The sequence below is a fragment of the Mesorhizobium sp. M1403 genome (genome assembly GCF_040317695.1).
In the GTDB taxonomy this organism is placed as follows: domain Bacteria; phylum Pseudomonadota; class Alphaproteobacteria; order Rhizobiales; family Rhizobiaceae; genus Mesorhizobium.
Genome location: NZ_JAMYKY010000015.1, coordinates 56,429 through 80,449 on the forward strand (window position 1 = coordinate 56,429; position 24,021 = coordinate 80,449).

24 protein-coding genes are annotated in these 24,021 nt (G+C 63.9%); 15 read left to right on the forward strand and 9 right to left on the reverse strand.

The features are described 5' to 3' along the window. Nucleotides 1–75 precede the first annotated feature (75 nt). Entirely contained in the window at nt 76–651 is a 576-nt protein-coding gene (locus NKH01_RS22270) for a dihydrofolate reductase family protein (RefSeq protein ID WP_352481678.1), read from the forward strand. A gap of 109 nt (nt 652–760) precedes the next feature. Here the strand turns inward: NKH01_RS22270 and NKH01_RS22275 are convergent, their stop codons facing one another. Together NKH01_RS22275 and NKH01_RS22280 are read right to left on the reverse strand one after the other, a co-directional pair. Then, entirely contained in the window at nt 761–1,561 is an 801-nt protein-coding gene (locus NKH01_RS22275; RefSeq protein WP_352816513.1) for a class I SAM-dependent methyltransferase, read from the reverse strand. Nucleotides 1,562–1,727: 166 nt separating this feature from the next. Then, nucleotides 1,728–2,711, reverse strand: a complete 984-nt coding sequence (locus NKH01_RS22280; protein WP_353022412.1) for a DUF930 domain-containing protein — start codon at nt 2,709–2,711, stop codon at nt 1,728–1,730. Between the two features lie 202 nt (nt 2,712–2,913). On the opposite strand from NKH01_RS22280, the gene NKH01_RS22285 reads away from it, so the two are divergent. Both NKH01_RS22285 and NKH01_RS22290 read left to right on the forward strand, forming a co-directional pair. Beyond that, nucleotides 2,914–4,347: a coiled-coil domain-containing protein gene (locus tag NKH01_RS22285; RefSeq protein ID WP_352481675.1), complete on the forward strand. Its 1,434-nt coding sequence runs from the start codon at nt 2,914–2,916 to the stop codon at nt 4,345–4,347. A gap of 164 nt (nt 4,348–4,511) precedes the next feature. Then, the gene (locus tag NKH01_RS22290) at nt 4,512–6,035 is read left to right on the forward strand and encodes a serine hydrolase (protein ID WP_502912672.1); all 1,524 of its coding nucleotides are present in this window, start codon (nt 4,512–4,514) and stop codon (nt 6,033–6,035) included. Nucleotides 6,036–6,065: 30 nt separating this feature from the next. Here NKH01_RS22290 and NKH01_RS22295 read toward each other — a convergent pair whose 3' ends face one another. After that, nucleotides 6,066–7,001 (reverse strand): hypothetical protein, encoded by a 936-nt coding sequence (locus NKH01_RS22295; RefSeq protein ID WP_353022416.1) that lies wholly within the window; start codon nt 6,999–7,001, stop codon nt 6,066–6,068. A 285-nt stretch (nt 7,002–7,286) separates the two neighbouring features. Here NKH01_RS22295 and NKH01_RS22300 point away from each other — a divergent pair, with 285 nt between their 5' ends. Next, the gene (locus NKH01_RS22300) at nt 7,287–7,727 is read left to right on the forward strand and encodes a lipid-binding SYLF domain-containing protein (RefSeq protein WP_023677323.1); all 441 of its coding nucleotides are present in this window, start codon (nt 7,287–7,289) and stop codon (nt 7,725–7,727) included. Nucleotides 7,728–7,745: 18 nt separating this feature from the next. On the opposite strand, the gene NKH01_RS22305 is transcribed toward NKH01_RS22300, so the two are convergent. Continuing rightward, nucleotides 7,746–8,378, reverse strand: a complete 633-nt coding sequence (locus NKH01_RS22305; protein ID WP_353022418.1) for a TetR/AcrR family transcriptional regulator — start codon at nt 8,376–8,378, stop codon at nt 7,746–7,748. A gap of 832 nt (nt 8,379–9,210) precedes the next feature. Between NKH01_RS22305 and NKH01_RS22310 the strand changes: the two genes are divergently transcribed. From NKH01_RS22310 to NKH01_RS22320, 3 genes are read left to right on the forward strand one after another with little or no spacing between them, the layout of a single operon-like run. Further along, nucleotides 9,211–9,639, forward strand: coding sequence for a (2Fe-2S)-binding protein (locus tag NKH01_RS22310; RefSeq protein WP_353022539.1), 429 nt, complete (start codon nt 9,211–9,213; stop codon nt 9,637–9,639). Continuing rightward, complete coding sequence (locus tag NKH01_RS22315) at nt 9,636–10,619, forward strand: FAD binding domain-containing protein (RefSeq protein WP_353022420.1); 984 nt, start codon at nt 9,636–9,638, stop codon at nt 10,617–10,619. Before NKH01_RS22310 ends, NKH01_RS22315 begins: the two co-directional genes overlap by 4 nt. Further along, entirely contained in the window at nt 10,616–12,937 is a 2,322-nt protein-coding gene (locus NKH01_RS22320) for a xanthine dehydrogenase family protein molybdopterin-binding subunit (RefSeq protein ID WP_023722349.1), read from the forward strand. Before NKH01_RS22315 ends, NKH01_RS22320 begins: the two co-directional genes overlap by 4 nt. A gap of 229 nt (nt 12,938–13,166) precedes the next feature. Here NKH01_RS22320 and NKH01_RS22325 read toward each other — a convergent pair whose 3' ends face one another. Next, complete coding sequence (locus tag NKH01_RS22325; protein WP_023722348.1) at nt 13,167–14,177, reverse strand: zinc-dependent alcohol dehydrogenase family protein; 1,011 nt, start codon at nt 14,175–14,177, stop codon at nt 13,167–13,169. Nucleotides 14,178–14,283: 106 nt separating this feature from the next. Here NKH01_RS22325 and NKH01_RS22330 point away from each other — a divergent pair, with 106 nt between their 5' ends. After that, complete coding sequence (locus tag NKH01_RS22330) at nt 14,284–15,213, forward strand: LysR family transcriptional regulator (RefSeq protein WP_353022423.1); 930 nt, start codon at nt 14,284–14,286, stop codon at nt 15,211–15,213. Between the two features lie 208 nt (nt 15,214–15,421). Here NKH01_RS22330 and NKH01_RS22335 read toward each other — a convergent pair whose 3' ends face one another. From NKH01_RS22335 to NKH01_RS22345, 3 genes are all read right to left on the reverse strand, one after another. Further along, complete coding sequence (locus NKH01_RS22335) at nt 15,422–16,180, reverse strand: slipin family protein (protein ID WP_353022424.1); 759 nt, start codon at nt 16,178–16,180, stop codon at nt 15,422–15,424. Further along, the gene (locus NKH01_RS22340; protein ID WP_353022426.1) at nt 16,177–17,568 is read right to left on the reverse strand and encodes an NfeD family protein; all 1,392 of its coding nucleotides are present in this window, start codon (nt 17,566–17,568) and stop codon (nt 16,177–16,179) included. Before NKH01_RS22340 ends, NKH01_RS22335 begins: the two co-directional genes overlap by 4 nt. Nucleotides 17,569–17,669: 101 nt before the next feature. Then, nucleotides 17,670–18,434, reverse strand: a complete 765-nt coding sequence (locus NKH01_RS22345) for a pseudouridine synthase (protein ID WP_353022428.1) — start codon at nt 18,432–18,434, stop codon at nt 17,670–17,672. Nucleotides 18,435–18,549: 115 nt separating this feature from the next. Here NKH01_RS22345 and NKH01_RS22350 point away from each other — a divergent pair, with 115 nt between their 5' ends. Continuing rightward, the gene (locus NKH01_RS22350; protein WP_353022430.1) at nt 18,550–19,140 is read left to right on the forward strand and encodes a DUF922 domain-containing Zn-dependent protease; all 591 of its coding nucleotides are present in this window, start codon (nt 18,550–18,552) and stop codon (nt 19,138–19,140) included. A gap of 41 nt (nt 19,141–19,181) precedes the next feature. On the opposite strand, the gene NKH01_RS22355 is transcribed toward NKH01_RS22350, so the two are convergent. Continuing rightward, nucleotides 19,182–19,925: an SDR family oxidoreductase gene (locus tag NKH01_RS22355; RefSeq protein ID WP_353022432.1), complete on the reverse strand. Its 744-nt coding sequence runs from the start codon at nt 19,923–19,925 to the stop codon at nt 19,182–19,184. Between the two features lie 338 nt (nt 19,926–20,263). Between NKH01_RS22355 and NKH01_RS22360 the strand changes: the two genes are divergently transcribed. The 6 genes from NKH01_RS22360 (at nt 20,264) to arsH (ending at nt 24,016) form a co-directional block, all read left to right on the forward strand. After that, nucleotides 20,264–20,887 carry an NAD(P)H-dependent oxidoreductase gene (locus NKH01_RS22360; protein ID WP_502912674.1) on the forward strand — a complete coding sequence of 208 codons (624 nt, stop codon included), beginning with the start codon at nt 20,264–20,266 and terminating at the stop codon, nt 20,885–20,887. Between the two features lie 346 nt (nt 20,888–21,233). Beyond that, the gene (locus tag NKH01_RS22365) at nt 21,234–21,566 is read left to right on the forward strand and encodes an ArsR/SmtB family transcription factor (protein ID WP_352640967.1); all 333 of its coding nucleotides are present in this window, start codon (nt 21,234–21,236) and stop codon (nt 21,564–21,566) included. A gap of 14 nt (nt 21,567–21,580) precedes the next feature. Continuing rightward, entirely contained in the window at nt 21,581–22,087 is a 507-nt protein-coding gene (locus tag NKH01_RS22370; protein ID WP_353022436.1) for an arsenate reductase ArsC, read from the forward strand. Continuing rightward, on the forward strand, nt 22,053–22,775 hold the full coding sequence (locus tag NKH01_RS22375) for an aquaporin (protein ID WP_353022438.1): 723 nt from the start codon (nt 22,053–22,055) through the stop codon (nt 22,773–22,775). The genes NKH01_RS22370 and NKH01_RS22375 overlap by 35 nt, the downstream gene beginning before the upstream one ends. Beyond that, nucleotides 22,772–23,194 (forward strand): arsenate reductase (glutaredoxin), encoded by a 423-nt coding sequence (arsC, locus tag NKH01_RS22380; protein ID WP_353022440.1) that lies wholly within the window; start codon nt 22,772–22,774, stop codon nt 23,192–23,194. The genes NKH01_RS22375 and arsC overlap by 4 nt, the downstream gene beginning before the upstream one ends. Nucleotides 23,195–23,287: 93 nt before the next feature. After that, a complete protein-coding gene (arsH, locus tag NKH01_RS22385) occupies nt 23,288–24,016 on the forward strand; it encodes an arsenical resistance protein ArsH (protein WP_353022442.1) in 729 nt (242 codons plus the stop codon). Nucleotides 24,017–24,021 lie beyond the last annotated feature (5 nt).

The following is a 24,021-nucleotide window of genomic DNA, read 5'->3' on the forward strand; positions in this document are numbered from 1 at the left end:
GTCGCCGCCAGCCACACGAAGCAACGATGATCCGACGAAACGTGCTTGCATCCCGCAAGCCTGATGGAGGAAGTCATGCGTAAATTGATCACTGGAATGAAAATTTCCGTCGACGGCAAGATGGAGGGACCCGAGGGTTACGCTGATTGGGTCGATGCGTGGTCTGAGGAATACGGCCTGACGCCGCAAATCGATGCCTGCCTGCTTGGCGGCGTCATGTATGCTGGCTACGAGCGCTACTGGAGCGCCATCCAGAACGAGCCCGACAAGCCGCTGCCGATGACCGGCAAATTGCCGAAGCCGGCCGAGCTCGAATGGGCCCGCTTCGCCGCGCAGACGCCGCATTATGTGCTGTCGAACACAATGACTTCGGCGGCCTGGCCAAAGACGCGCTTCGTGCGGAATTTCGAGGATATCGCTGCGCTGAAACAGCAGCCCGGCAAGGACATCTACCTTATGGGCGGCGCCCGAATTACCGCGAGCCTTATCGATGCCGGGCTGGTGGATGAACTCAGGCTGATCGTCTATCCGCTGCTCGCCGGTGAAGGAAAGGCGCTGTTTGGAACGGCGAAGAATCGTCGTGGGCTCGAACTGCGCAAGGTTGAGCAGCTGTCGGACGGCCGCGTCGGGCTGGTCTATGGGATTGGCTAAAGCGCGTCGCGTTCGATCGGCCTCATGCGACGCGCTTTAGGTTCTTTGTTATGCATGTCGTTATCGCAAACCGATACACACTTTTGCGCGACATGCATTAGCGCCAACGTCAGGCAACGACACCGCGGCAGGCCCAGGCGACATTGGCAAAGGACCTCGGGCCGTCGGGCCGGCCGGCCTCATAGGCGTCGCGCATGGCGGCGTCGGTGCGCGCCCGCTCTTCTGGATCGAGCGTGGCCACATACTTGCCGAGCGGCCCTTCGCCGGCGGCAATCGGCGCCCAGTAATCGTCGAAGTTTTGGTAGTCCATGCGGATCATCAGCTCGGTCTCCGTAACGTCGCGGAGACCCTGCTCGACAAAGGTCCGTTTCATTTCGCCCGGCTGCATCATCGGCTGGGTGCAATAGCGGGCGCGCAGCTGGCGTCCGCCTTCACTGAGCACTGCCACCGTGTCGATCATCATGCGCATTCCGGGCATGCCGCCGAGATGGTCCCATACGGTCGCCGCGACCACGCCGCCCGGCCGCACGACGCGTCGCATCTCAGCGACTGCCTTGCCGGTTTCGGGCACGAAATGGAGCACGAGCAGCGCCAGGGCACGGTCGAACGCGCCGTCCTCAAAGGGCAGAGCGCAGGCATCCGCCTGGCGGATTTTTATCCGCGGGTCGGTGTTGCGCCGGATTGCCTCCTCGACGAAAACGGCCGAAAAATCGATCGCGGCGATCTCACGGAGTTCAGCGGCCTTGACGAGCGCGAAGGTCAGGCTGCCGGTGCCACAACCGACGTCGAGGATCTTTTCGCCGTCCTTAAGGCCCGCGAAGTCGATGAACAGCGGCCCGAGCCTTTGGCTCCAGCGACCCATGAGCTGCTCATAGCCGGCAGCATGGTGAACATTGAAACTTGAAGTCATCGAACCCTCCCTTAGCATAAGCTAAACCTCGACACAGCGATTGCCAAGGCGGGCGAGCATTCGTCCCACCGTGAGGCGGCCGCTGGCGAAAGCCACCTTACGGATGCCGGGGCGCGAAGACTTCGCCGGCATCGTGGATTTGATGCGGCCGGCGAGCCGACCTCGATCAGTCTGGGCCACCTATTTGGCGGGCAGTCCGCGGCGCTGGCACTGGATCTCCAACACGGAAGGCGAACGACACGACTTTTGTCGCATCCGGATCGACCTCGCAACGAAAGCTCAGAGCGTACCACTGCCCGCCGGCGCGGAACTCGGTCCTGGAGACTTGCATGATATTGCCGGCCTTCAACCTGAAGGGACGCAAGACGTCAGGAAAGTAGGGGGGCGAAGCATGGCGCAACTGTTCGCGCGCTTCCCAGAAGCAGAGCTGACCGATCCGATCGGGGCGCGGCACATTTCTCATGGCGGTTGTCGCGATCGGATCACCGGTTGCTGTTTGCGAGAACAATCTTTTCGCTTCTTCAAGCTTCAGCGGCTTTTGCACCTTGGCCGCTCGCTTGGGCTTAGGCGACGCGGATGCGCCAGGCGGCGGAGCCGGGTCTTTGCCGTCTACCGCAGTCACGTCCGGCGGCTGCGCAAGATCCTGTTTATCGGGATCTTGCGGCGCCGTCGGTTGTTCCGAACCATCCTCCGCACTGTTGCCGTCCAGAGACTTGCGAGGGCCGGCGTCCTTCTCGCCGAATTGGAAGACAGGCCTCTGAGGGCCGGCTTCCGGATGCGCCGGCGTCTCGATCTTTGCTTCCGGCGGCTTTTCGGGCTTGGGCGGTTTCGCAGGAGGCGGAGGTTTGGCTTTCTCCGATGGTTTGGGCGGCGGCACCAGATCCACCCCGATGGCCTGCTCCTTCTGCGGCTGCGGGGGCGACACCGGCAGCGCGGACAACAGAAGCGCCGCGGCGAGCAAATGCAGGACCGCGGAGGCAGGCAAGGCCCACCTGAATACCTGGCGCTGATCCCGTATCTCGTCCGTCATCGTGACCGGTGTGTGGAATGAAATATTGGCGGCATCAAGCACCGATGCCGCCAGACGTCGAAATAACCGGTTCATGTCGAGCTTCGACGGTTTTGCGGCGGCCGAGCAGATGCCGCCCAACGCGTTCGTTGGAACTGTCGCCGTCGCTACGAATCGCGCCATCGGCGACTGCCGCGAGGCGCGTCATTCAAATACACGAGGACAGTGGCCGAGCCTGTCCCTAGCGTGGCGTCGGCCAGAGCGCACGGTCAGGGGTGAACCCGTATTCGGGGGAGGCGAATGTTCGCTCCTTAACGGCGCTGCACGAGAGGGATATTCAGTCATGAATTTCAAAGGTTTGATCAAGCGTGCCGAGACTGTGGAGAGGGCGTTCAAGGAGCTCGAAACCGATTTGGCGGATGCGTTTAGCGAATGTCTCAACGTGGACGATCAGTCGCCGTTGAACGACGTCACTGTCCCGGATGAGACTGTGTCGGATGGGAATCTCGCGGCAATGGATGACAGCTCGCAACTTGAGGCCAATGCGGATGCCTTCGAGACCGCGCGACGGCTGACGCCCCACACGCAAACCCGGCTCGCTGCCTTAAGTGCGGTCGACGGGCTCTTTCACGACGCGCAGGAGTATCTTGGGGAGATCCATGCGAAACTGTCGGAGATCGCGACCTCGCATCATCTGACAGGCGAATTCCTGAAACTCCTCCACGGCGACATTCTTCGCGCCAACGAATTGGAGCTGGCAAATACCAGCTTGACCGCGCAACAAAGAGCACTATCCGAACAGCTCCACGATGCAACCAGAAAGCAGCGCGAGCGCGACAGCGCTATCGAGGCGCTGCAGCAGCACGAGGCGAGCCTGGTCGAGGACAAGGAAGCACTTCGCGGCGCGCTGGCTGCAGCAAGGCTGGAACTCGTCGTGGCAGGCAATGCGAGCGCAAAACGCGAGGCCGAGTTCGGCGAGCTTGTCAAAACGCTCTCGGCCAGAGCGGTCGAGGCCAACAGACGCTCGCGCGAGAACGAGATGCTGCGGGAGAAACATGTCAGCCTGTCGATCGACCTCGACAAGGCGCTGAAACGGGAGGCCGAGGCCCGGCACAGGCTGGACGAACTCTCGACTGTCCACGCCAATGACGCCGCACAGGTTTCGGAACTGCTGGCCGCGCTTGGCAAGAGCGAGAAAGAGGAAATGCGGCTGCAGAAATCGCTCGACATGGCGCAGGCCAAGCTGTCGGAAATGACGGAAGCGGCCCGCATCAGGGACGGGGACAGGGAAGCCGAACTTGCACGCGGTGTCGCGGAGATGACCGGCTTGCGTTCTGAGATCGAGGATCTCCGATCGCGACTGGAAGCCGCCTCGAACCACAACAGCGAAGCCGTCAGCGAGATCGCCAGGCTCAAGGCTCAAGCGAGCGACGCGGTGGCCGAAAAGCAAATCGCCGAGGAAAAATTGTCTGCTCTCATGAAGGAGAGCGAAAGCGACAAGATGAACCTTTCCGCGGTCAGCGCGAATTTTTCGCAGCTTTCCCTGCAGCAGGCATCCGAACAGATACAGTTCGACGTCCAGCGGCAGGAATGCGAGGATCTGCGTGCCGAAGTCGCGTCGCTTCAAGCCCGGGTCAAGGAACTGTTGCCCTATGAGCGGCTCCACAAGGTCACCAACGCCAGACCGCGTGAAGACGGCGTGGTCGAGATCACCGCTGCGGTGGCGGAGAAGGCCCGCGCCAGCAGGCGGCGCCTTCGCCTGCGCGCGGCATCCTAGCGGCTGTCTGAATTTCGACTGGTGCGAAACCGACATCCGTCAATGGATGGCGGGTCGAGCGTGAGGCTGGCCTTCCCTGCGTCGGCCTGCAATAGTGCACGCCGGTGAAGCGGAGGGGGCTGAGCATGCGGCTATTCATAAAGCGGAACCACCTCCGTTGGAGGATGTTGGCCTTCATCGCTATCATGGTGCTTTTGCCGAAAGCGGCGTCGGCCGATACCATCCCACCCGACAGGATCGCCGCGGCCCTTGCGAAGCTCGAATTACTCGCCGAAGGCGTCGTCGCGGATGGTAGCGTGCCCGGTCTGGCCATCGGCGTCGTGCATGGCGACGAGGTGATCTTCCTCAAGGGGTTCGGGCATCGCGAGACCGGCAAGCCGGAGGCCGTCGACGCCGATACGGTCTTCCAGATCGCCTCGCTCTCCAAACCGGTCTCAGCCACCGTCGTGGCGGCGCTGGTCAGCGACGGGATTGCTTCGTGGGATTCGAAGATCGCCGACCTCGATCCGGCTTTCCGGCTCGCCGAGCCCTATCCGACCAGCGAACTCACGGTCCGCGACCTGTTTGCGCACCGCAGCGGGCTTCCCGGCACGGCGGGCGACGACCTCGAGGACATTGGCTATGACCGCGGGGAGATCCTGCGCCGCCTGCGGTTCGTGTCGCCGTCGTCGAGCTTTCGTGCCGGCTATTCCTACAGTAATTTCGGACTGACCGAGGGTGCCGTCGCCGCCGCGAAGCCGACGGGCAAGCCCTGGGAAGAGGTCGCCGAAGAGAAGCTCTATCGTCCGCTTGGAATGGCCTCGACCAGTTCGCGTCATTCGGACTTCATCAAGCACGCCAACCGCGCCGAACTCCACGCCAAGATCGATGGCGCCTGGGCCGCGAAGGTCCAGCGCTATCCGGATGCGCAGGCGCCAGCAGGCGGCGTCAGTTCCACCGCACGCGATCTCTCTCAATGGATGCGCCTTGTGCTCGGCAACGGGGCCTACGCCGGCAAGAGACTCATTGCCGCCGGTGCGCTGGACCAGACACATATTCCCTTGATGGTTCGCGGCAAGAACCCCGTCTCCGGAGGCGAGGCCTTCTACGGCCTCGGCTGGAATGTCGAATTCGGCCGGCACGGGCTGGTCTGGGGTCATGCGGGCGCCTTCAGCACCGGCGCACGCAGTCTGGTGATGCTCTTCCCCGAGGAGAAGCTTGGCATCGTCGTCATCGCCAACGCCTTTCCGACAGGCGTGCCGGAGGGACTGTCCGACAGCTTCGCCGATCTCGTCTTCGACGGAACGCTGGGGAAAGATAAGGTAAAGGCATGGAATGATATCTATGCAGGCATGTTCGGGCCGGTGATTGCGGCGGCCAAGGCCACCTATGCCGTGCCGCCCTCTCCGGCAAGTCCGGCCGGGCCAGCCAGTGCCTATGCCGGCCGTTACTTCAACGACTTCATCGGCGATGCTATTGTGTCGGGCGAAGGAGAGGCTCTTGTCCTCAAGGTCGGGCCCGCCGGTGCGCGGTCCTATCCACTGAAGCATTTCGACCGCGACCTCTTCGTGACCTTCCCCGATGCCGAGATGCCGGACAGGCCCTCGGCCGTCAGCTTTGTCATCGACCCCGACGGCAAGGCGTCGGCCGTGACCATCGAGTTTCTCAACGACAATCATCTCGGCACGCTGCAGCGCGAGGGTGATTAGCCGTCGCGGGGCGGGCGAGCCTTTGCCGGTTCAGGATGCCGGGCCGAACTGGAGCAATTTGAAGCAATCGCCGCTGCCCGGCGTCGCTTGCGTCAGGAAGGGTTTCGACCGGTCGATCCATTCTTGGTGCGACCTGGCATCGGCTTCGATCTCATTGGCCGGTGCAAGCTTGACGAAACCGCGCCCCTTGCTGAACAGCCAGCATGCGCGGCCGAGAAACCGCCTGCTGCGCTGGCGCAGGAGGTCGGCATCATAAAAAATGTCGAGCACCTCCTGCTTGATCTTCCGCTCCTTTTCGGGATTGGCGATCGCAACCTCGATCGCCTCGCCGCCGATCGCATCCTGCAGGTCCTTGTAATCCAGGGCGATCTGAGTGGTGGCATATTTGATGTCGCTCTCGTCCCGGACGATGTTGAACCATAGCGTTGGGTTGAGCTCGTTGACGACGAACGATGCTTCGAAATCGCGTGATAAATTCAGGGTATCGAACCCCTGAACATCGACGTCGCGTTCGACCAGAAGGATCTGCGAAACCTGCTTGGCGAGCGCCGTCCCGTGGGCGCTGACCGCGGCATTGTTGCCGCCGAGTTCCGGACTGACATAGGCGCCGCCATCATCCAGCAGCGCATCGAATTCGCCAAGGGCCTCCACGACGGCGCCGCCGCGGGCAATACGCGCCGCCAGTTTGGCGAGAACCTGCTGGAGCTCCGTTTCGCGTTTACGCTGGTCCTGATAGTTCTGCTGGAAAAAGAAGATGAACAGGGACACGCCAATGCCGATCAGGATCACGCCCAGCTGCGAAAAGATGTTGCGATAATATTCCAGCAGCTTTTCACGATGGCGTACGTCGTCACGCACACTGTGCGCCACACGGAGATTGACGATCAGCGAAACGACCAGGAGCCCGGCACCGACCAGGATCAGGCCGCCGATCAGCATGTAGCCGTAGCCAGAGTTCAAACCCATTCTTTGCCGCGCTCCCGAAACCCCAGACAGCGCAGACTAATACCGTTCGGCTTCAACACCTACGTTTTCATGGGAGCGCCGGCGAAGGATTCCCACCATTCGGCCGCTGTTCTTACAGCCAGGTCTATGCTCGCCGTCCGCCTCGTTTCGTAGCGGTCTTCTCGCAGCCGAATTCAGGCCGCGCGCTTGGAACCAATGACGGGCGAGACTGTTCAGCTATGACTTTGATACGACGCCGATGTGCCCGGCCGGCTGGGCATGCGGCGATCTTGAGGAGTTCTCATCATGAAGATTTCGTCCAGATTTCGTTCAGTCGCGGTTGCCGTCATCGCCGCCGCGGCAGTTAGCTTTGCCAGCGTCGCGCATGCCGACAGCGGTACGATCCGCTTCGCCATCTACAAGGCGGCCTTTTTCATCGGCGGCTCCGGAGGCGAGGGCACACTGACCTTCCATGGTCGCCGATATCCCATCTCGGTCGGCGGCATCTCGGGCGGCCTCGCCTTCGGCGCCTCCAAGACCTATTTCAAAGGTACCGTGCGCCACATACGCCGCGCCCGGGATGTGACGGGGGTGTACGGTGCAGCGGGCGGTGGCGGCGCGCTTGGCAAAGGAGCCCAGGTGATCGTCATGACCAATGACAAGGGTGCCCAACTCGAACTCACAGGCAGGCAGGTAGGTCTGCAAGTCAACGCCGATCTCAGCGGTATGAGCATCTCGCTGAAATAAGGGCAGTCATTGCATTCGTCATTCCCTGGATGGGCCGGATTTGGCCGCTCCAAACCGCAGCCCATCCATCAGCAGCGACACCAATCGGCGCGAGCGGTCGCGCCAGTCCTTGGTGTCCGGGGCCGAATAGATGCCGCCCAGCGCATGCAGCACGTCGGAGGCATCGACGTCGCTGCGGATCGAGCCGTTGGCGACCGCGGCATCGATCAGCCGCCGCAAAGCCAGCGTCACCCTGCCCGAAACGTCGGAGAACAGGGTGGAGTTGGTTGTGAGCAGGATGCGCAGGCTTGTCGACAGCCCGCGCTTGGTGGCGATGTAGTCGACGAAGCGCTGCATCCATTGTTCGAGCGCGACGTCGGGCACATGATCCTGGGCGAGTTCGTCGGCCGCCTGGCACAGTCCTTCCACTTCGCGCCGATAAACCACCTCGACCAGATGCTCGCGCGTTGGGAAATGCCGGTAGAGCGTGCCGATGCCGACGCCGGCCTGACGCGCAATCTCCTCCAGCGAGGCATCGACGCCATGCGCGGCAAAGGCTTTCGCCGCGACCTCGACCAGTGCGTCGCGGTTGCGCTGCGCGTCGGCGCGCAGCGGTTTTGCAGCGGCGGCTTCGGCCTTGTCTCCAGATATGACGGGCGGCTCTGCGGCCAATTTTTTCTCCAGTGTTGATCCGAATAGGGCAGGCCCCGTTTCAACAACGGAGACGCCTCCAACTTCGTTACGCCTCCGACAAATATAATCGCAAGTAAATACAATCACAGGATCGAGTCTGGGCCGGCGTTCCGCATCTTGCCTGTCCCGGTGGATGACGACGGAGGATATTTCCTGGCGCGGCCGGCACTCCTCATCTGTTCGGCCGATGCCCTGAGGCAAAAATGAGCCGACATTGAGCACGATCCCCTCAGGATCATTGGACTGTCCTGCCCCTACAGACAGTCCAGAGAGCACCACCGGCTTGGGCCGGTGGTGCTTTTTTACCACCCTCCTTCGGCGCCCCAATGGTCCGCTCGTTGCTCTGTTTCGAGTGTTGCGGCTGAATCCGAGCGATTGTCGGCGCGCGAGCGGTTGCCGCGGCGGCTTCAGGCTTGGCATGACGGCTGCTGCCCTGCCAATTTTTTCAATTTCGTTCGATTTCGATCCGGGGCTTGAACAGGGCAGAGCAGGTCCCTACGTAGTAAACGGAGGCGCCTCCGATTTGTGGAGCGCCTTTATCATGTAATCACGGGATCGGGTATGTCACGTCTTTCGACCTCGCAAGCTGCAGCCTTCCCAGAGGTCGCGCCAAGTCGAACCGAGCCCTTCCGCCCTGCCGGGCATCTGCCCCGCAAGGGGGAGATTAGCCTTCACCTAGCCATAAGCTGACCTTGCCGCTCGCCGGCCGGGCACCAGATCATCCCCTCCCGCGTCAAGCAACTGGAGCCAGACGCCCCATGACAAGCATAACCCGAACTCCAATCCAACTTCAAATCAATGGACATGTGAACTGGAGGTCGAGCCGCGCGTTACGCTGCTCGACGTCTTGCGCGACCATCTCGGCCTGACCGGGACCAAGAAGGGATGTGACCAGGGCCAGTGTGGCGCCTGCACGGTCCATATCGACGGCCAGCGCGTGCTGGCCTGCCTGACGCTTGCCACTCAGGCTGAAGGCAGGGACATCACCACCATCGAAGGGCTTGCCGGGGAGGATGGCACGCTGCATGCGGTGCAGGCCGCCTTCCTCGAACAGGACGCCTTCCAGTGCGGCTATTGCACGCCGGGCCAGATCATGTCGGCGGTCGCCTGCATTCGCGAGGGCCATGCCGGTTCCGACGAGGAGATCCGCGAATACATGGCCGGCAATCTCTGCCGCTGCGGCGCCTATCCGCATATCGTCGCCGCCGTGCGCCAGGCGGCAATGGAGGCCGCATCATGAGGGACTTTTCGTATCTCCACGCCGGCTCCGTCGATGCAGCCCGCCAGGCAGCGGCGCTACCGGGCGCCATGCTTTTGGCCGGCGGCACGACGCTTGTCGATCTCGCCAAATGCGGCGTTGCCGAACCCGAGACCGTGGTCGACATCACCCATCTCAGGGGACTGGATACGATTGCCGTCGATGACCGGGGCGCCACGATCGGCGCGCTGGCCAGGATGAGCCAAGTCGCCGACCACGCCGATATCAAGAGCCGGTTCCCCGCCGTCTCGGAAGCATTGTGGCAGGCCGCATCGGCGCAGTTGCGCAACATGGCGACGATCGGCGGCAATTTGATGCAGCGTACGCGCTGCCCCTATTTCCGCGATCCGGCGAATTTCCCCGCTTGCAACAAGCGCTCGCCCGGCAGCGGCTGCTCGGCGATCGGCGGCGTCACCCGTGGTCATGCCGTGCTCGGCACCAGCGAAGCCTGCATCGCCACCTATCCCGGCGACCTGGCGGTTGCGCTCGTCGCCTTCGACGCGATCCTCCATCTCGGCGACCGTCAGGTCGCCGTCGATGATTTTTTCCTGCCGCCGGGCAGCACGCCCGAACGGGAACATGCGATCGAACCCGGCGAGATGATCACCGCGATCGGCATTCCCGCTTCGGCCGCCGCCCGCCGCTCGACCTATCTCAAGGTCCGCGACCGCCAGTCCTATGAATTCGCCGCGGCAAGTGCCGCGGTCGGTATCGAGTTCGAGGCCGACGGAAGGACGATCCGCGATCTGCGCGTCGCGCTTGGCGGCGTCGCCACCAAGCCATGGCGCGCCCGCGCCGTCGAAGAGGCGCTGAAAGGCAAGGTGCTCGAGCCGGAGGTCGTCAGGCAAGCCAGCCTGCTCGCCGTCGAGGGCGCCGTCGACCATGGCGCCAACCACTACAAGATCGAACTGGCGCCGCGCGTCGTCGCCCGCGCCATCCTCAAAATGGGAGAAACGGCATGACCGTTCACGAGTTGAGAACAAGACCTGGCGATGCCAAACGCGGCGACGCTTCGGACGGCGCCGTCCTCGCGGATCAGGTCGGCGGCCGGCTGTCGCGCGTCGACGGACCGGCCAAGATCACCGGTGCCGCCAAATACGCCGTCGAGCAGCAGCTCGAGGGGCTCACCTATGCGGTGCTGGTCGAGAGTACCATTGCCGCCGGCCGGGTGCAGTCGATCGACACGGCAGCGGCCGAAGCCGCGCCGGGCGTGCTGCTGGTGCTGACGCCCGACAATTTCCTGCCGCTGAGAACCGCCACGGACTGGCTGGGCACGCCGCCGCCGGCTGTTGCCTATTGCCCGCTGGCGCGCAGCATCACCTTCAGCGGCCAGCATATCGCGGCGGTGGTGGCCGAGAGCTTCGAACAGGCGGTCGCAGCCGCGGCGCTGGTCAAGATCGCCTATGACGAGGCGCCGGCGATCGTCGACCTCAGCGATCCGAAAGCCGGCGACGGCATTGCGGTCGATGCGATGACCAAGGAGTGGGGTGAGGCGGAGACCGCGTTCGCCTCGGCTCCGGTCAGGATCTGCAACGCCTACAACACGCCGCGCGAATACCAGGCGCCGATGGAGCCGCATGGCCTGATCGCAAAGTGGCAGGACGACCAACTCACGGTCTGGGAGCCGAGCCAGTGGCTCGACGGCATGGCGCGGACCTATGCCGAATGGTTCGGCGTGCCGTTCGAGAATGTGCGACTGGTCTCGCCCTATATTGGCGGCGGCTTCGGCTCCAAGGCGTTCGCCTATGGCTACGGCGCGGTGGCGGCAGTCGCCGCGAAAATGCTGGGACGGCCGGTGAAGCTGGCGGTCAGCAGGCCGCAGACCTTCACCGCCTATGGCGGACGGGCGGCGACGCGCCAGACCGTGGCGCTCGGCGCCAACGCAGAGGGTCAGATCCAGTCGATCGTGCATCGCGGCGTCAACGAGACCTCGGTCGACGGCATGTGGGTCGAGCCGCTCGGCTCGGTCACCTCGGTCATGTACGCGACGCCGAATTTCTCGTCGCGGCAGAACGTCGTGCGGGTCAACACGGTGGTGCCGGGGGCATTGCGCGCGCCGGGCGAGAACCCGAGCGCCTTCGGCATCGAAAGCGCGATCGACGAGCTCGCCTATGAGGTCGGTATCGACCCGCTGGAAATCCGTCTCAGGAACTATGCCGAGCAGGATCCGCATGCGAAGAAGCCGTGGTCGACACGGCAGCTGCGCGAGGCGTTCGCGGCCGGCGCTGAAGCCTTTGGCTGGTCGAAGCGGACGCCCCAGCCGCGTTCGATGCGCGACGGCAACCAGTTGATCGGCTGGGGCGTCGCCGCCGGCACCTACCCGGTGCGGCGCGCCTATGGCGAGGCGGTCGTGCGCATTCTCGCCGACGGCTCGGTCGAGGTCGAAAGCTCGTCGATCGACATGGGGCAGGGCACCTACACGATCTTGGCGCAGACCGCCGCCGAGGTGCTGGGCGTGCCGGCGGAAAACGTCATCGTCAAGCTCGGCGATTCCCGCTATGCCCGTGCCGGCGTCACCGGCGGTTCGCGGCTGGCCGGGGTGATGACCGGCGCCGTCCACAAGGCGGCGAGTGCCGCGCTCGACCAGTTGGTCGGGCTCGCCATCAGTGATCCGGCTTCGCCGTTCCATACGCTGCAGGCCAACACGCTCGTCGTCGCCAATGGCCGCATTTCGTCGCCGCGCGGCAACGGCCCTGAAGTTTCCATCGCCGAACTGCTCAGCAGCGTCGGGCGCCAGCATATCGAGGCCAAGGGCGACACGATGCCGGCCAATTCGACGGTCGAGGACCGCTACAAGAACTACACCACCATAGCCATGGCGCTGCCGCACACCGAGGGCGACTATTCCCGCCACAGCTGGTGCGCGCATTTCATCGAAGTGCGCGTCGACGAGGACTTTGGCACGGTTCGTGTGTCGCGCGTGGTATCGGCGCTGGATTCGGGCCGGCTCTATAACCCCAAGCTCGCCGAAAGCCAGTGGAAGGGCGGCATCATCATGGGCATCGGCCAGGCGCTGCTCGAGGAAGGCATCGTCGACCGCCGCCACGGCCGCATCGTCAACAACAACCTCGCCGACTATCTCATCGCCACCAATGCCGACATTCCCGACATCGAGGTGATCTCGGTCGGTATTCCCGACCCGCATTCCTCGGTGCTTGGCGGCAAGGGGGTCGGCGAGCTAGGCATCGTCGGCGTGGCGCCGGCGATCGCCAACGCGGTATTCCACGCCACCGGGAAACGGGTGCGGGATCTGCCGATCACGCTGGAGAAGCTGATTTAGGCGGACGCGGTGGAACTGCCAATCTCCCCCCTCGTGGGGGAGATGCCCGGCAGGGCAGAGGGGGGCGTGAAGGATCGCCAGCGTTCAGTTCAACTTTGATGAGCTGAGAACCTTACGTGGGTGCGCGAACTGCTTGATAGGCTGGAGGGACAGCGCCCCTCTCTGTCCTGCCGGACATCTCCCCCACGAGGGGGGAGATCGGCAGCTTGAACGCCCTGCCTTTTCAGGCTCACCACGACAGACTGAACGCAAGCTTGCCGAAATGCCGGCCGCCGGCCGCCATGTGGGCGTAGGCCTCGGTCGCCTGGTGCTGGCTGTAGATTGTGTCGATGACCGGATCGATACGGGCGGCGCCGATAGCGCGCGCAGCGTCGCGCAGGTCGGATACCGAACCGGTGTTGTTGCCCACTACCTTGAGCGCCTTGATGATGATCGGCAGCAGGTTCGTGGTGGCCTCGGCGCCGGTGACGAAGCCGATCGCGAACACCGTGCCGCCGGGCGCCGCGGCATTGATTGAGCGGGCGAAGGTGGCCGAGCCGCCGGTCTCGACGATCAGATCGGCGCCGAGGCCGTCGGTCAGCTCGAGCACCTTGGCGTCCCAGTCCGGTGTCTCACGATAATTGATGAGATGATCCGCACCCAGGGCCTTGGCGCGGGCCAGCTTTTCGTCCGACGACGAGGTGATGATGACCGTGGCGCCGGCTGCCTTTGCCAGCTGCAGGGTCAAGATCGACACACCGCCGGTGCCGAGCAGGACGACGACTGATCCGGGCCCGGCATCGGCGGCGCGGATCGCGTTCCAGGCGGTGGTGCCAGCGATCGGCAGCGTTGCTGCCGCTTCGAAGGACAAGTGAGCCGGCATCGGCACGACGGCATTGGCCGGCAGCACGACATATTCGGCGAGCGAGCCGGGCAGTGTCAGCCCGCGCATCTCTCTGGTCTCATAAGGCCGCGGACGGCCGCCGATCCAACGCGGTTTTGCATGGGCGATGATGCGGTCGTTGACGGCGAGCCTCGACACGCCCTCGCCGATGCCGACGATCTCGCCGGCGCCGTCGACGACGGGAATGAGCGGAAAGCTCGGGCCTGGATAGTTGCCGCTCGCGATCGCGACGTCGACAAAGTTGAGGCTTGCGGCGCGCAGGCGGATCAGCACTTCGCCGCGCTGCGGTTCAGGCGTGGGAACGGTGGCCGCGCGAAACGCGTCCAGTCTCGGGGCAGTCAGTTCGATCGCTTTCATGTCTCACTCCGGTTGATGGGCCGATTGACGGGCCGGGATTGAGTGAAACTAGCTGCTGCGCTATTGGTATATAATCCTTGGCTTTTACATTTGAGCTCTGCGCCAGATGCAGCAATCGCACGAACCGGCAGCATTGGCCGAAATGGCCGCCTTCGCGGCAATCGCCGAAGCACGCTCCTTCACCAAGGCGGCGGCTCGCATCGGCCGCGACGCAACGATCCTGTCGCGGCGCCTTGCCTCCCTGGAAGAGCGGTTGGGCGTGCGCCTGCTGCACCGGACGACGCGAAGCGTGTCGCTGACCGAGGCGGGTTCGGAGTTCCTCGTCCGCATCCGCGCTATCCTGGCCGCCGTCGACGAAGCCGAGGCTGTCGCGTCGGCGCATGCCGGCGGCGGGCCGCGCGGCGTGCTGCGGCTGGCGCTGCCCGGCTCGTTCGGGCGCATGTGGATCGGCCCCCTGCTGCCACAGTTTCTCGCCGAATTTCCCGACGTCCGTATCGAGGCCGAGTTCTCCAACCGCTTCGTCGATCTCGTCGCCGAGAATTTCGATGTTGCCGTTCGTCTCGGCGCGCTGGAGGATTCGCGGCTGGTGGCGCGCAAGGTCGCGACACGGAGGCGTCTGTTATGCGCCGCGCCGTCCTACCTCGCCCGCCGGGGCACGCCGGCTGCGCCGGAAGCGCTGCTGGAACACAGCTGTCTCGGCTTCTCAGGCTTCCAGACCTTTCCGGCCTGGGAGATGACCGACACTACGGGCCGCCGCGTCAGTATCGAGGTCTCCGGCCCGCTGGTCACCGACGACGCCGAGGTCCTGGTCGAAGCCGCCGTGCAGGGCGTCGGGCTGATGATGAGCACGGATTGGCTGGTCGGACGCGAGCTCGCCGACGGCCGGCTGGTGCCAGTGCTGGAGGACTGGACGCTTGCCGACGAGGGCGCGGTCTATGTCGTCATGCCTTCGGCCAAAGGGCAAGCCGCCAAGACACGTGCCTTCGCCGACTGGATCGGCAAACGCTTTGCGCCGGTCCCGCCGTGGCAGACGTGAGCGGGTGGATCTGCCGATCTCCCCCACAAGGGGGGAGATATCCGGCAGGACAGAGGGGGGCGCGAAGGATGACCTACGATCAGCCGCGAACTGGCTTAAGCTTGTAATTGTAACAGGCTGACAGGCCGGCGGGACAGCGCCCCCCTCTGCCTTACCAGGCATCTCCCCCACAAGGGGGAGATTGGCAGCTTCAGCCCATCACCTCTCCTCACTTCCCGCCCTGCTTGATGAAATGACCGAGCAGATCCATTGGCACCGGAAACACGACCGTCGACGAGCGCTCGCCGGCGATGTCATGGAGAGCCTCGAAATAGCGTAGCTGCATGGCTTGCGGTGCTTCGGCCAGCATCTTGCCAGCCTCGACGAGCTTTGCCGCCGCCTGTTGTTCGCCGTCGGCATTGATCACTTTCGCACGCCGCAGCCGTTCCGCCTCGGCCTGCTTGGCGATGGCGCGGACCATGTTCTCGTTGAGGTCGACATGCTTGATCTCGACATCGGAGACCTTGATGCCCCAGGCATCGGTGCGCTGGTCGAGAATCTCCTGGATATCGCTGTTGAGCTTGTCACGTTCGGCCAGCATTTCATCGAGCTCATGCTTGCCGAGCACCGAGCGCAACGTGGTCTGTGCCAACTGGTTGGTGGCGGTCATGAAGTCTTCGACCTGGATCACCGCCCGCTCGGCGTCGACGATACGAAAATACAGCACCGCGTTGACCTTCACCGAGACGTTGTCACGCGAGATCACGTCCTGCGGCGGCACGTCCTGGACCACCACTCGCAGGTCGACCTTCACCATCTGCTGCACGAACGGGATGAGGATGATAAGGCCGGGGCCCTTGACCCCGGTGAAGCGGCCGAGCGTGAAGACCACCCCGCGCTGATATTCCCTCAGGACGCGAATGGCCGCGGATAAGAACATGACCACGACGAGCGCTGCTGCCAGATAGGTCACATAACCGATGATCATTGCCTTGCTCCATCGCTTCCCACATTGCGGCGCCGTATCGTCAGCACAAGACCCCTGACATCAGCCACCTCGACGCTGTCGCCCACCGCAAGCGGTTCGTCGGCTTTTGCCCGCCAGCGCTCGCCCCGGGCGAGCACGTGGCCCTCGCTGCCCTGCCAGTCGAGAATCTCCGCCGGCAGCCCCTGCATGGCCTGTGCGCCAACACGCGGAACGTTCTTGCGGGCCGCCCACAGATAGCTGCCGGTCAACAGCGCCAGGCCGAGCGTCAGGACGGCGGCGGTGCCGATAACGGCCCACGACATCTCGAAGCCGGGCCCCTCGATCTTGAGCAGCATGGCAGCGCCCAGCAGAAACGCAGCCACGCCTCCCAGCCCAAGGACCACTGTCGGGTTCAAGGCTTCGACGACGAGAAAGATGATGCCAAGCAGCATCAAGGCAAGGCCGGCATAGCTGATCGGCAGGAGATTGAGCGCATAGAGGCCGAGCAGAAGGCAAATCGTGCCGATCACGCCAGGCGCGACCGCGCCCGGGCTCGTGAATTCGAAGACGAGGCCATAGACGCCGACCAGCATCAGGATGACGGCGATGTTTGGGTCCGTGATGACGGCGAGAAGCCGGATGAGCCAGCCTGGTTCGAGCGTTTCAACCGGCAGCCCTTTCGTCGCCAATGCCTCTTTCTTGCCGGCGATCTCGACGGTCCGGCCGTCGGCCAGTTGAAGCAACTCGGTGGTGTCGCGGGCGACGAAGTCGATGACATGCTCCTGCAGCGCCGCGCCGGCCGACAGGCTGGCCGCGTCGCGCACGGCCTTTTCACCCCATTCGGCATTGCGCCCGCGCAATTCAGCCAGGCTGCGGATCAGGGCAACGGCGTCGTTCGTCGCCTTGGCGATCATCGCATCGCCCGCGGGTGCGTTCTTCTTGTCCTTGTCCGCCTCCGGGCCATCGTTCTTGCCGCCGGGAAACGATGGCAGCGGCCCGCCCATCTCGATCGGCGTTGCCGCGCCCAGATTGGTGCCGGGCGCCATCGCCGCTACATGGGTAGCGTAGAGGATGTAGGTTCCGGCGCTCGCCGCGTGCCCGCCGGCGGGCGCGACATAGCCGATGACGGGAACCGGCGAGGCGAGGATAGCGGCGATCATCTCGCGCATGCTGGTGACCAGCCCGCCGGGCGTGTCCATCTGCAGGATGAGAGCCTGGGCGTTTCGGTCCGCGGCCACCGCCAGCGCTTCCTCGAGCTGCCTGGCACTCGCCGGACCGATGGCGCCGTCCATCTCGACGCGCAACACAATTTTCTCCCGGCCGTTCGCCTCTCCGGTTGCAGAAGGGGGACAAACGGCCGCAGCAGCCACGAAAGCCGCGGCAAGCAGGACCGCACGCGCGAGTTTCACGCTCAAAGCTCCATATCTAGGATATGGGCTGGATTTTGCCGAAATCCATGAGAACGCTCATCAAACCGGCCTGGGCACTGAGTGATGCTTCGCTCTGCCCTTCAGGCCCGAAGCAGCGCCAGCTCTTCGGCGGTCAGATGGCGGGCCTTGCCTTTGGCAAGCTCGCCGAGTTGCAGAGATCCGATCGCAACGCGCACCAGGCGCAGCACCTCGATCTCATGGGCGCCGAGCAGCCGGCGGATATGGCGGTTGCGGCCCTCGTCGAGCACGATTTCCAGCCAGGCGGTGCTGGTGCCGCCGCGCAACAGCTCGATCGAGCGGGCCGTCAGCAAGTCGCCGTCGACTGTCGCGCCGGCGCGCAACCGCGCCAGCATGGCCTCGTCGGGCAGGGCGCCGATCTGCACGTGATAGGTCTTGGCGACATGCGAGGCGGGGTCGAGCAGGCGCTGCGCGAAGCGCGTGTCGTTGGTCATCAACAGCAGGCCTTCGCTGGCCTTGTCGAGGCGGCCGACCGGCGAGACGAAGGGCAGGTCGAGGCCTGCCAGGCAATCATAGACGGTGCCGCGGTCCTGCGGGTCGTCGCGGGTGGTAACCAGGCCGCGCGGCTTGTTGAGCATCAGATAGACCTTGCGCTCGGCGGCGACGCGGCGGCCGTCGACCTCGATGCGGTCGCGGCCGGGATCGACGCGCATCGCGCCGTTGCGCACGATCTTGCCGGCGACCCGCACGCGCCCCTCGGCAACCAGAAGCTCGGCCTGCTTGCGCGAGCACAGGCCAAGCTTCGACAGCGCGCGGCACAGGCTGACGCCGGGAGGCTGGGTCCCGGGGGCAGGGCGTTGCCGGGCAATGTTCGGTCGCGGCGACATGGCGTTGCCTGTGGATTCTTGTATACGAGCATCCCACTATAGCCGGCCGCCGGCTATGTCCACGGAAGGGAACTGCATGTCTTTTGCATCGTGCGCAGCAGCTGCGAGGACTTGCATGAAAACAGCCATTCGCCTTTGCCTGCTGCTAGCCTCTCTGCTGACCTCGCCGGCGCATGCCGGCTGGGAGGCGGTCGAAAAGGTCGAGACCTATGCCATCTCAGGGCAATCCGGGCCGGAGCTCTATGCCTCGATCGGCGGCCGCGGGCCGCTGCTCGGCGAGCGCCGCGTCATCGCGCATACCAATTTCAAGCTGACCTGGGTGAGGGACTACCAGCCGCAAGGCGACGCCTGCGTGCTGGTGTCGGCGCGGCCGAAGCTGATCATCACCTACACCTTGCCGAAGCCGGCCGCGCGGCTGCCGGGCACAATCCAGAAGAACTGGGGCGTTTTCGCAGCCGGCCTCGCCGCCCACGAGAAGGTGCACGGCGCCAGCATCATCGACATGGTGCACAAGATCGAGGCGGCCACCATCGGCCTGACCGTCCCCGACGACCGCGGCTGCAGCAAGATCAGGACCGAAGTGACGAAACGGCTCGCCGGAATTTCTCAGGCACAGCGGCAGGCGAGCCGCGATTTCGACCGGGTCGAATTCGGCCCGGGCGGCAAGCTGCGGCAGCTTGTGTTCACGCTGATGACCGGGGGATGATGCTGCGGGGCGGCGCAGGGCACCATATCTGTCGGCCAAGCTCATGCCTGCTCGGTCGGATAAAGCGTCAGGATGTTGACGTTGACCCGTGGCGGCTGCGTTACCGCGTACAGGATGGCGGCGGCGATGTCCTCGCTTTCCAGCTGCTCCATGTCGCCAAGCCTTAGCTCGACCGCCTGGCGCACATCGGCGCGCATATTCTGGGTGAACTCGGTCTTGACGGCGCCAGGCTCGATGCAGGTCACGCGGATGCCGTCCTTGCCGATCTCGCGGCGAAGCGATTCCGCCATCGCGCTTACCGCGTGCTTGGTGCCGGAATAGACCACCGAAGGGTGGATATAACGGCCGGTGCCGGAAGAAACGACGACGATGTGGCCGGCGCCTTGCCGTTGCATCGACGGCAGCGCCGCATGGATCGGATAAAGCAGGCCCAGAATGTTGACGTCGACCATCCGGCGGTATTCTTCCGGCGTCGTATTGCGGAACGGCGCGGCGACGCCGACGCCGGCAACCGCAAGCAGAATGTCGAGCCGGCCGTACTCCTGCAGGACCCGTTCGACCATCGCCGTGGCTTGCGCTTCGTCGGTGACGTCGACGGCAATCGGCAGCGCGGTGCTGCCGGTCTCACGGATCCGCCTCGCCAGATCGTCCAGGCGCTCGGCGCGCCGCGCGGCAATCGCCAGCGTGGCGCCCTCGGCCGCCAGCGCCAAGGCGGTGGCCTCGCCGATGCCGGAGGAGGCGCCCGTCACCAAGGCGATCTTGCCGCTCAGTTTTCCTGTCTGCATCGTTTTCTCCTGACGCTTTGAACACGCCCTGAAGCTAGGGCGCAGACATTCTGGGAACAATGCTGGGAGTTCTTGGGCATGATACGCCGCAGCGCCGCATCCCGCGGAGTACCTCAAGGCATGCGGGACAGCGCCCTCCAGCAAGCCCATGTCTGCGCAATTTTCCTTGAGCGAACGAGCGGGGCTTGACGCGACTGGAGGTGTTGCGTCTTGATATGGGGCTGCGGGGCTTCGCATGAAAACAGCTGATCGACTATGTCTGCGGGTGGCTTGTTTGCATGCGACGCGCTTGCATGCAGCACCGCGATCCTCTGGCGACCGACCGGGCTGAGCGCAAGATGAAGGTCCTCGTCGTCTATTGCCATCCCTGCACCGACAGCTTCAACGGCGCCGTGCGCGATACGGTGCTGGAGACGCTTGCCGAAAGGGGGCATCAGGTCCACCTGCTCGATCTCCATGCGACCGGCTTCGATCCAGTCATGCGCACGCAGGAATGGCGCGGTTACCACGACAAGGCGGCGAACCTGCAACCGGTCCACGAACATGCGCAGGAGCTGCTCTGGGCCGAGGCGGTCGTCTTCATTTACCCGACCTGGTGGTATGGCGTGCCGGCGATGCTGAAAGGCTGGCTGGAGCGTGTGCTGGTGCCGGGCTTCGCTTTCGAGATGCCGACCGCACGACGCGGTCCGCGGCCCAAATTGCGGCACATACGCCGGGTGATGGCGATGACCACATGCGGTGCCACGCCGCTGATGTCGTGGATCATGGGACAGCCCGGCCGGCGAACCCTGCTGCGCGGCTTCCGCTCCGTCTGCCATCCGCTGTGCCGGACCAAATTCCTGGCGCTCTACCGGATGGACAGCGTCTCGGCCGCCGGACGCCAGGCGCATCTGCAGCGGGTCAGGAAAGCGGTTGCCGGTCTTGGCCGCGCTGATGCCATTGTCGCCACGGTGCCTGGCTGATTTGGTCGAGTGAGCCGCCGAGGGCAGCGGGCATCGCTTCGATGTGTCGGATACGACCAGTTGTACAAGTCGGCGCCGCCCCTCATCGCCCTGCCGGCACTTCTCCCCGTATAGTGATGGGGAGAAGGGGCTGGCCGCAGCGTTGGCGTCGTTTCTGCACCGCTGATGTTTGGCGAAATCACCGATGACGAGGCCCCTCTCCCCGTCACTATACGGGGAGAGGATGCCGGCAGGCAGGTGAGGGGCAACGCAAACGCTTAAAGGGCGAATTCAAAACTGAGAGATTGCCTTGGGTCGCTGGCAGAGGCGCGTTGACTCTCTTCGCCATTTCTGGAATCCTGGAATTATGGACAAGACACTCGCCCTTTCGGCGCTTGCCGCGCTCGGCCAGGAAACCCGGCTGGACGTTTTTCGCCTTTTGGTGCGGGCTGGAGCCGACGGCGTGCCGGCGGGCGAGATCGCTTCGCGGCTCGCCGCGTTCCCGAATACGATGTCGGCCCATCTCAAGATCCTGTCGCATGCCGGCCTGGTGCGGACCGAACGGGAGGGCCGCAGCGTGCGCTATTTCGCCGATATGACCGGCTTTCGCGATCTGCTGGCCTACCTGATGGAGGACTGCTGCAATGGCGCGCCGGAACTTTGCCAGCCTGTGATCCAGGCTGTGACCTGCAACTGCTAGAAGGGAGGTGCGCGATGAGCGAGCCATACAATGTTCTTTTTCTCTGCACCGGCAATTCGGCAAGGTCGATTCTCGCCGAGGCGATCCTGAACCGCGTCGGCGCAGGCAAGTTCAAGGCCTATTCGGCTGGATCGCATCCGAAGGGAGAGGTTCATCCCTATGCCCTTCAGCTTTTGAAAAGCCTCAACTACGACACGTCGTTCGCCCGTTCGAAAGACTGGCAAGAGTTTGCGGAGCCAGGTGCCCCAGAGATGAATTTCGTCTTCACGGTCTGCGACAATGCCGCCAACGAATCCTGTCCAGCCTGGCCCGGGCAACCGATGACGGCGCATTGGGGCGTACCTGATCCTGCAGCCGTCGAGGGCACCGAGGCGGAAAAGCATCTCGCCTTCGCCGAAGCCTACCGCATGCTCAACAACCGGATTTCGATCTTTGTCAGCCTGCCGATCAATGCGGTCGACAGACTTGCGCTGCAGAAGCGCCTCGATGAAATCGGCCGCAATCTGCCGAAGGCCGGCTAAGGTGGTTCAGCTTTCCCGGCGCCTTGTTGCCGAGGCCCTCGGCACGGCTCTGCTGGTCGCCACCGTGGTCGGTTCCGGCATCATGGCTGACAGGCTGAGCAACGATGTCGCCGTCTCCCTGCTCGGCAACACCTTGCCGACCGGGGCGATCCTGGTCGTGCTCATCACCATATTCGGGCCGATCTCCGGAGCGCACTTCAACCCGGCGGTGACGCTGGTGTTCGCGCTTCGGCGTGAGATCGAAACGAACGCAGCGCTGGCCTACGTCGCCGCCCAGATTGCCGGCGGCATCGCTGGAACGTTCCTCGCGCATGCAATGTTCGAATTGCCGATCCTGCAAGTGTCGGCGACGGTGCGGACCGGAGGCGGCCAATGGATCGCGGAGCTGGTCGCCGCCTTCGGGCTGGTCTTCACCATCCTTGCCGGCCTGCGTTCCCGCCCGGATTCTATCCCTTGGCTGGTTGGGCTCTATATCACCGCCGCCTATTGGTTCACCGCGTCGACATCCTTTGCCAATCCGGCCGTCGCCATCGCCCGAGCGTTCTCCAACACTTTTGCCGGCATCCGCCCCGCCGATCTGCCGGGCTTCATCGCCGCCGAACTTTTGGGCGCGTTGCTCGCCATGGGATTGGCAGGGTGGCTGCTCGCCCAACCGAAACCAGTCGGACAGATGAAAGCTGCGCAATGACCATCACCATCTACCACAACCCCGATTGCGGCACCTCGCGCAACACGCTGGCCATGATCAGGCAGTTCGGCGAGGGGCCTGGGGTGATCGAATATCTGAAAAACCCGCCGTCGCGCGAAAAGCTCGTCGAACTGATCGCAGCGATGGGCATGAGGCCGCGCCAGTTGCTGCGCGAAAAGGGCACGCCCTATGCCGAACTTGGCCTGGCCGACCCGAAGTGGAGCGACGACGAGATCCTCGATTTCATGCTGGCGCATCCGATCCTGATCAACCGGCCGATCGTGGTGACGCCGCTCGGCACCATGCTCGCCCGACCCTCCGAAGCCGTGCTCGATATCCTGCCCAATCCGGATATCGGCCCCTTCACCAAGGAGGACGGCGAGGTTGTCATCGACGCCAGCGGCAAGCGCGTCGTCTAGCGTATTTCGACATTTATCGAAATTCGGTTTGATGCCGCGGCGAACCGCGTCTATCTATTTCGATGAAACTCGAAATAAGAAAGATTTGAAGCCATGAAACCAGTCGATCATGCAGTGTCCCTACCAAACATTGATATGGAGCAACTCCCGGCGATCGATGCCTCTGCGCTGTTCGATGTGGCCGCCTCGGCCCATAAGCCTCGGATCTTGATGCTCTACGGCTCCTTGCGCGAGCGTTCCTACTCCCGCATGGCCACTGAGGAAGCCGCACGTATCTTGACCTGGCTTGGCGCTGAAGTCCGCATCTTCAACCCTGCCGGTTTGCCGCTGCCGGATTCGACGCCCGCCGATCACCCCAAGGTGAAAGAGCTGCGTGAGCTGTCGCTCTGGTCTGAAGGCCAAGTCTGGTGTTCGCCCGAACGTCACGGTTCGATGACCGGTATCATGAAATCGCAGATCGACTGGCTGCCATTGTCGTTGGGCTCGGTGCGTCCCACCCACGGCCGGACGCTTGCCGTCATGCAGGTTTCCGGCGGCTCACAAAGCTTCAATGCCGTCAACCAACTGCGTATCCTGGGCCGCTGGATGCGCATGTTTACGATCCCCAACCAATCGTCGGTGGCAAAGGCATTCAACGAATTCGATGCGGCCGGCCGCATGAAGCCCTCGCCCTACTACAACCGCATCGTCGACGTGATGGAGGAGCTGATGAAATTCACGCTTCTTCTGCGCGACCGGTCGGCCTATCTCACCAACCGATATTCCGAACGCGTCGAAAGCGCGGAAGAGCTTGCCAGACGGGTAAATCAGCGGTCGATTTGAGGCGG

Excerpts from the sequence above, each read along its gene's own strand:
- NKH01_RS22270 (WP_352481678.1), top strand. The coding sequence starts at position 76 with ATGCGTAAATTGATCACTGGAATGAAAATTTCCGTCGACGGCAAGATG.
- NKH01_RS22275 (WP_352816513.1), bottom strand. The coding sequence starts at position 1,561 with ATGACTTCAAGTTTCAATGTTCACCATGCTGCCGGCTATGAGCAGCTC.
- NKH01_RS22285 (WP_352481675.1), top strand. The coding sequence starts at position 2,914 with ATGAATTTCAAAGGTTTGATCAAGCGTGCCGAGACTGTGGAGAGGGCG.
- NKH01_RS22290 (WP_502912672.1), top strand. The coding sequence starts at position 4,512 with ATGTTGGCCTTCATCGCTATCATGGTGCTTTTGCCGAAAGCGGCGTCG.
- NKH01_RS22295 (WP_353022416.1), bottom strand. The coding sequence starts at position 7,001 with ATGGGTTTGAACTCTGGCTACGGCTACATGCTGATCGGCGGCCTGATC.
- NKH01_RS22300 (WP_023677323.1), top strand. The coding sequence starts at position 7,287 with ATGAAGATTTCGTCCAGATTTCGTTCAGTCGCGGTTGCCGTCATCGCC.
- NKH01_RS22315 (WP_353022420.1), top strand. The coding sequence starts at position 9,636 with ATGAGGGACTTTTCGTATCTCCACGCCGGCTCCGTCGATGCAGCCCGC.
- NKH01_RS22320 (WP_023722349.1), top strand. The coding sequence starts at position 10,616 with ATGACCGTTCACGAGTTGAGAACAAGACCTGGCGATGCCAAACGCGGC.
- NKH01_RS22325 (WP_023722348.1), bottom strand. The coding sequence starts at position 14,177 with ATGAAAGCGATCGAACTGACTGCCCCGAGACTGGACGCGTTTCGCGCG.
- NKH01_RS22330 (WP_353022423.1), top strand. The coding sequence starts at position 14,284 with ATGCAGCAATCGCACGAACCGGCAGCATTGGCCGAAATGGCCGCCTTC.
- NKH01_RS22335 (WP_353022424.1), bottom strand. The coding sequence starts at position 16,180 with ATGATCATCGGTTATGTGACCTATCTGGCAGCAGCGCTCGTCGTGGTC.
- NKH01_RS22345 (WP_353022428.1), bottom strand. The coding sequence starts at position 18,434 with ATGTCGCCGCGACCGAACATTGCCCGGCAACGCCCTGCCCCCGGGACC.
- NKH01_RS22350 (WP_353022430.1), top strand. The coding sequence starts at position 18,550 with ATGAAAACAGCCATTCGCCTTTGCCTGCTGCTAGCCTCTCTGCTGACC.
- NKH01_RS22355 (WP_353022432.1), bottom strand. The coding sequence starts at position 19,925 with ATGCAGACAGGAAAACTGAGCGGCAAGATCGCCTTGGTGACGGGCGCC.
- NKH01_RS22360 (WP_502912674.1), top strand. The coding sequence starts at position 20,264 with ATGAAGGTCCTCGTCGTCTATTGCCATCCCTGCACCGACAGCTTCAAC.
- NKH01_RS22365 (WP_352640967.1), top strand. The coding sequence starts at position 21,234 with ATGGACAAGACACTCGCCCTTTCGGCGCTTGCCGCGCTCGGCCAGGAA.
- NKH01_RS22370 (WP_353022436.1), top strand. The coding sequence starts at position 21,581 with ATGAGCGAGCCATACAATGTTCTTTTTCTCTGCACCGGCAATTCGGCA.
- NKH01_RS22375 (WP_353022438.1), top strand. The coding sequence starts at position 22,053 with ATGAAATCGGCCGCAATCTGCCGAAGGCCGGCTAAGGTGGTTCAGCTT.
- arsC (WP_353022440.1), top strand. The coding sequence starts at position 22,772 with ATGACCATCACCATCTACCACAACCCCGATTGCGGCACCTCGCGCAAC.
- arsH (WP_353022442.1), top strand. The coding sequence starts at position 23,288 with ATGAAACCAGTCGATCATGCAGTGTCCCTACCAAACATTGATATGGAG.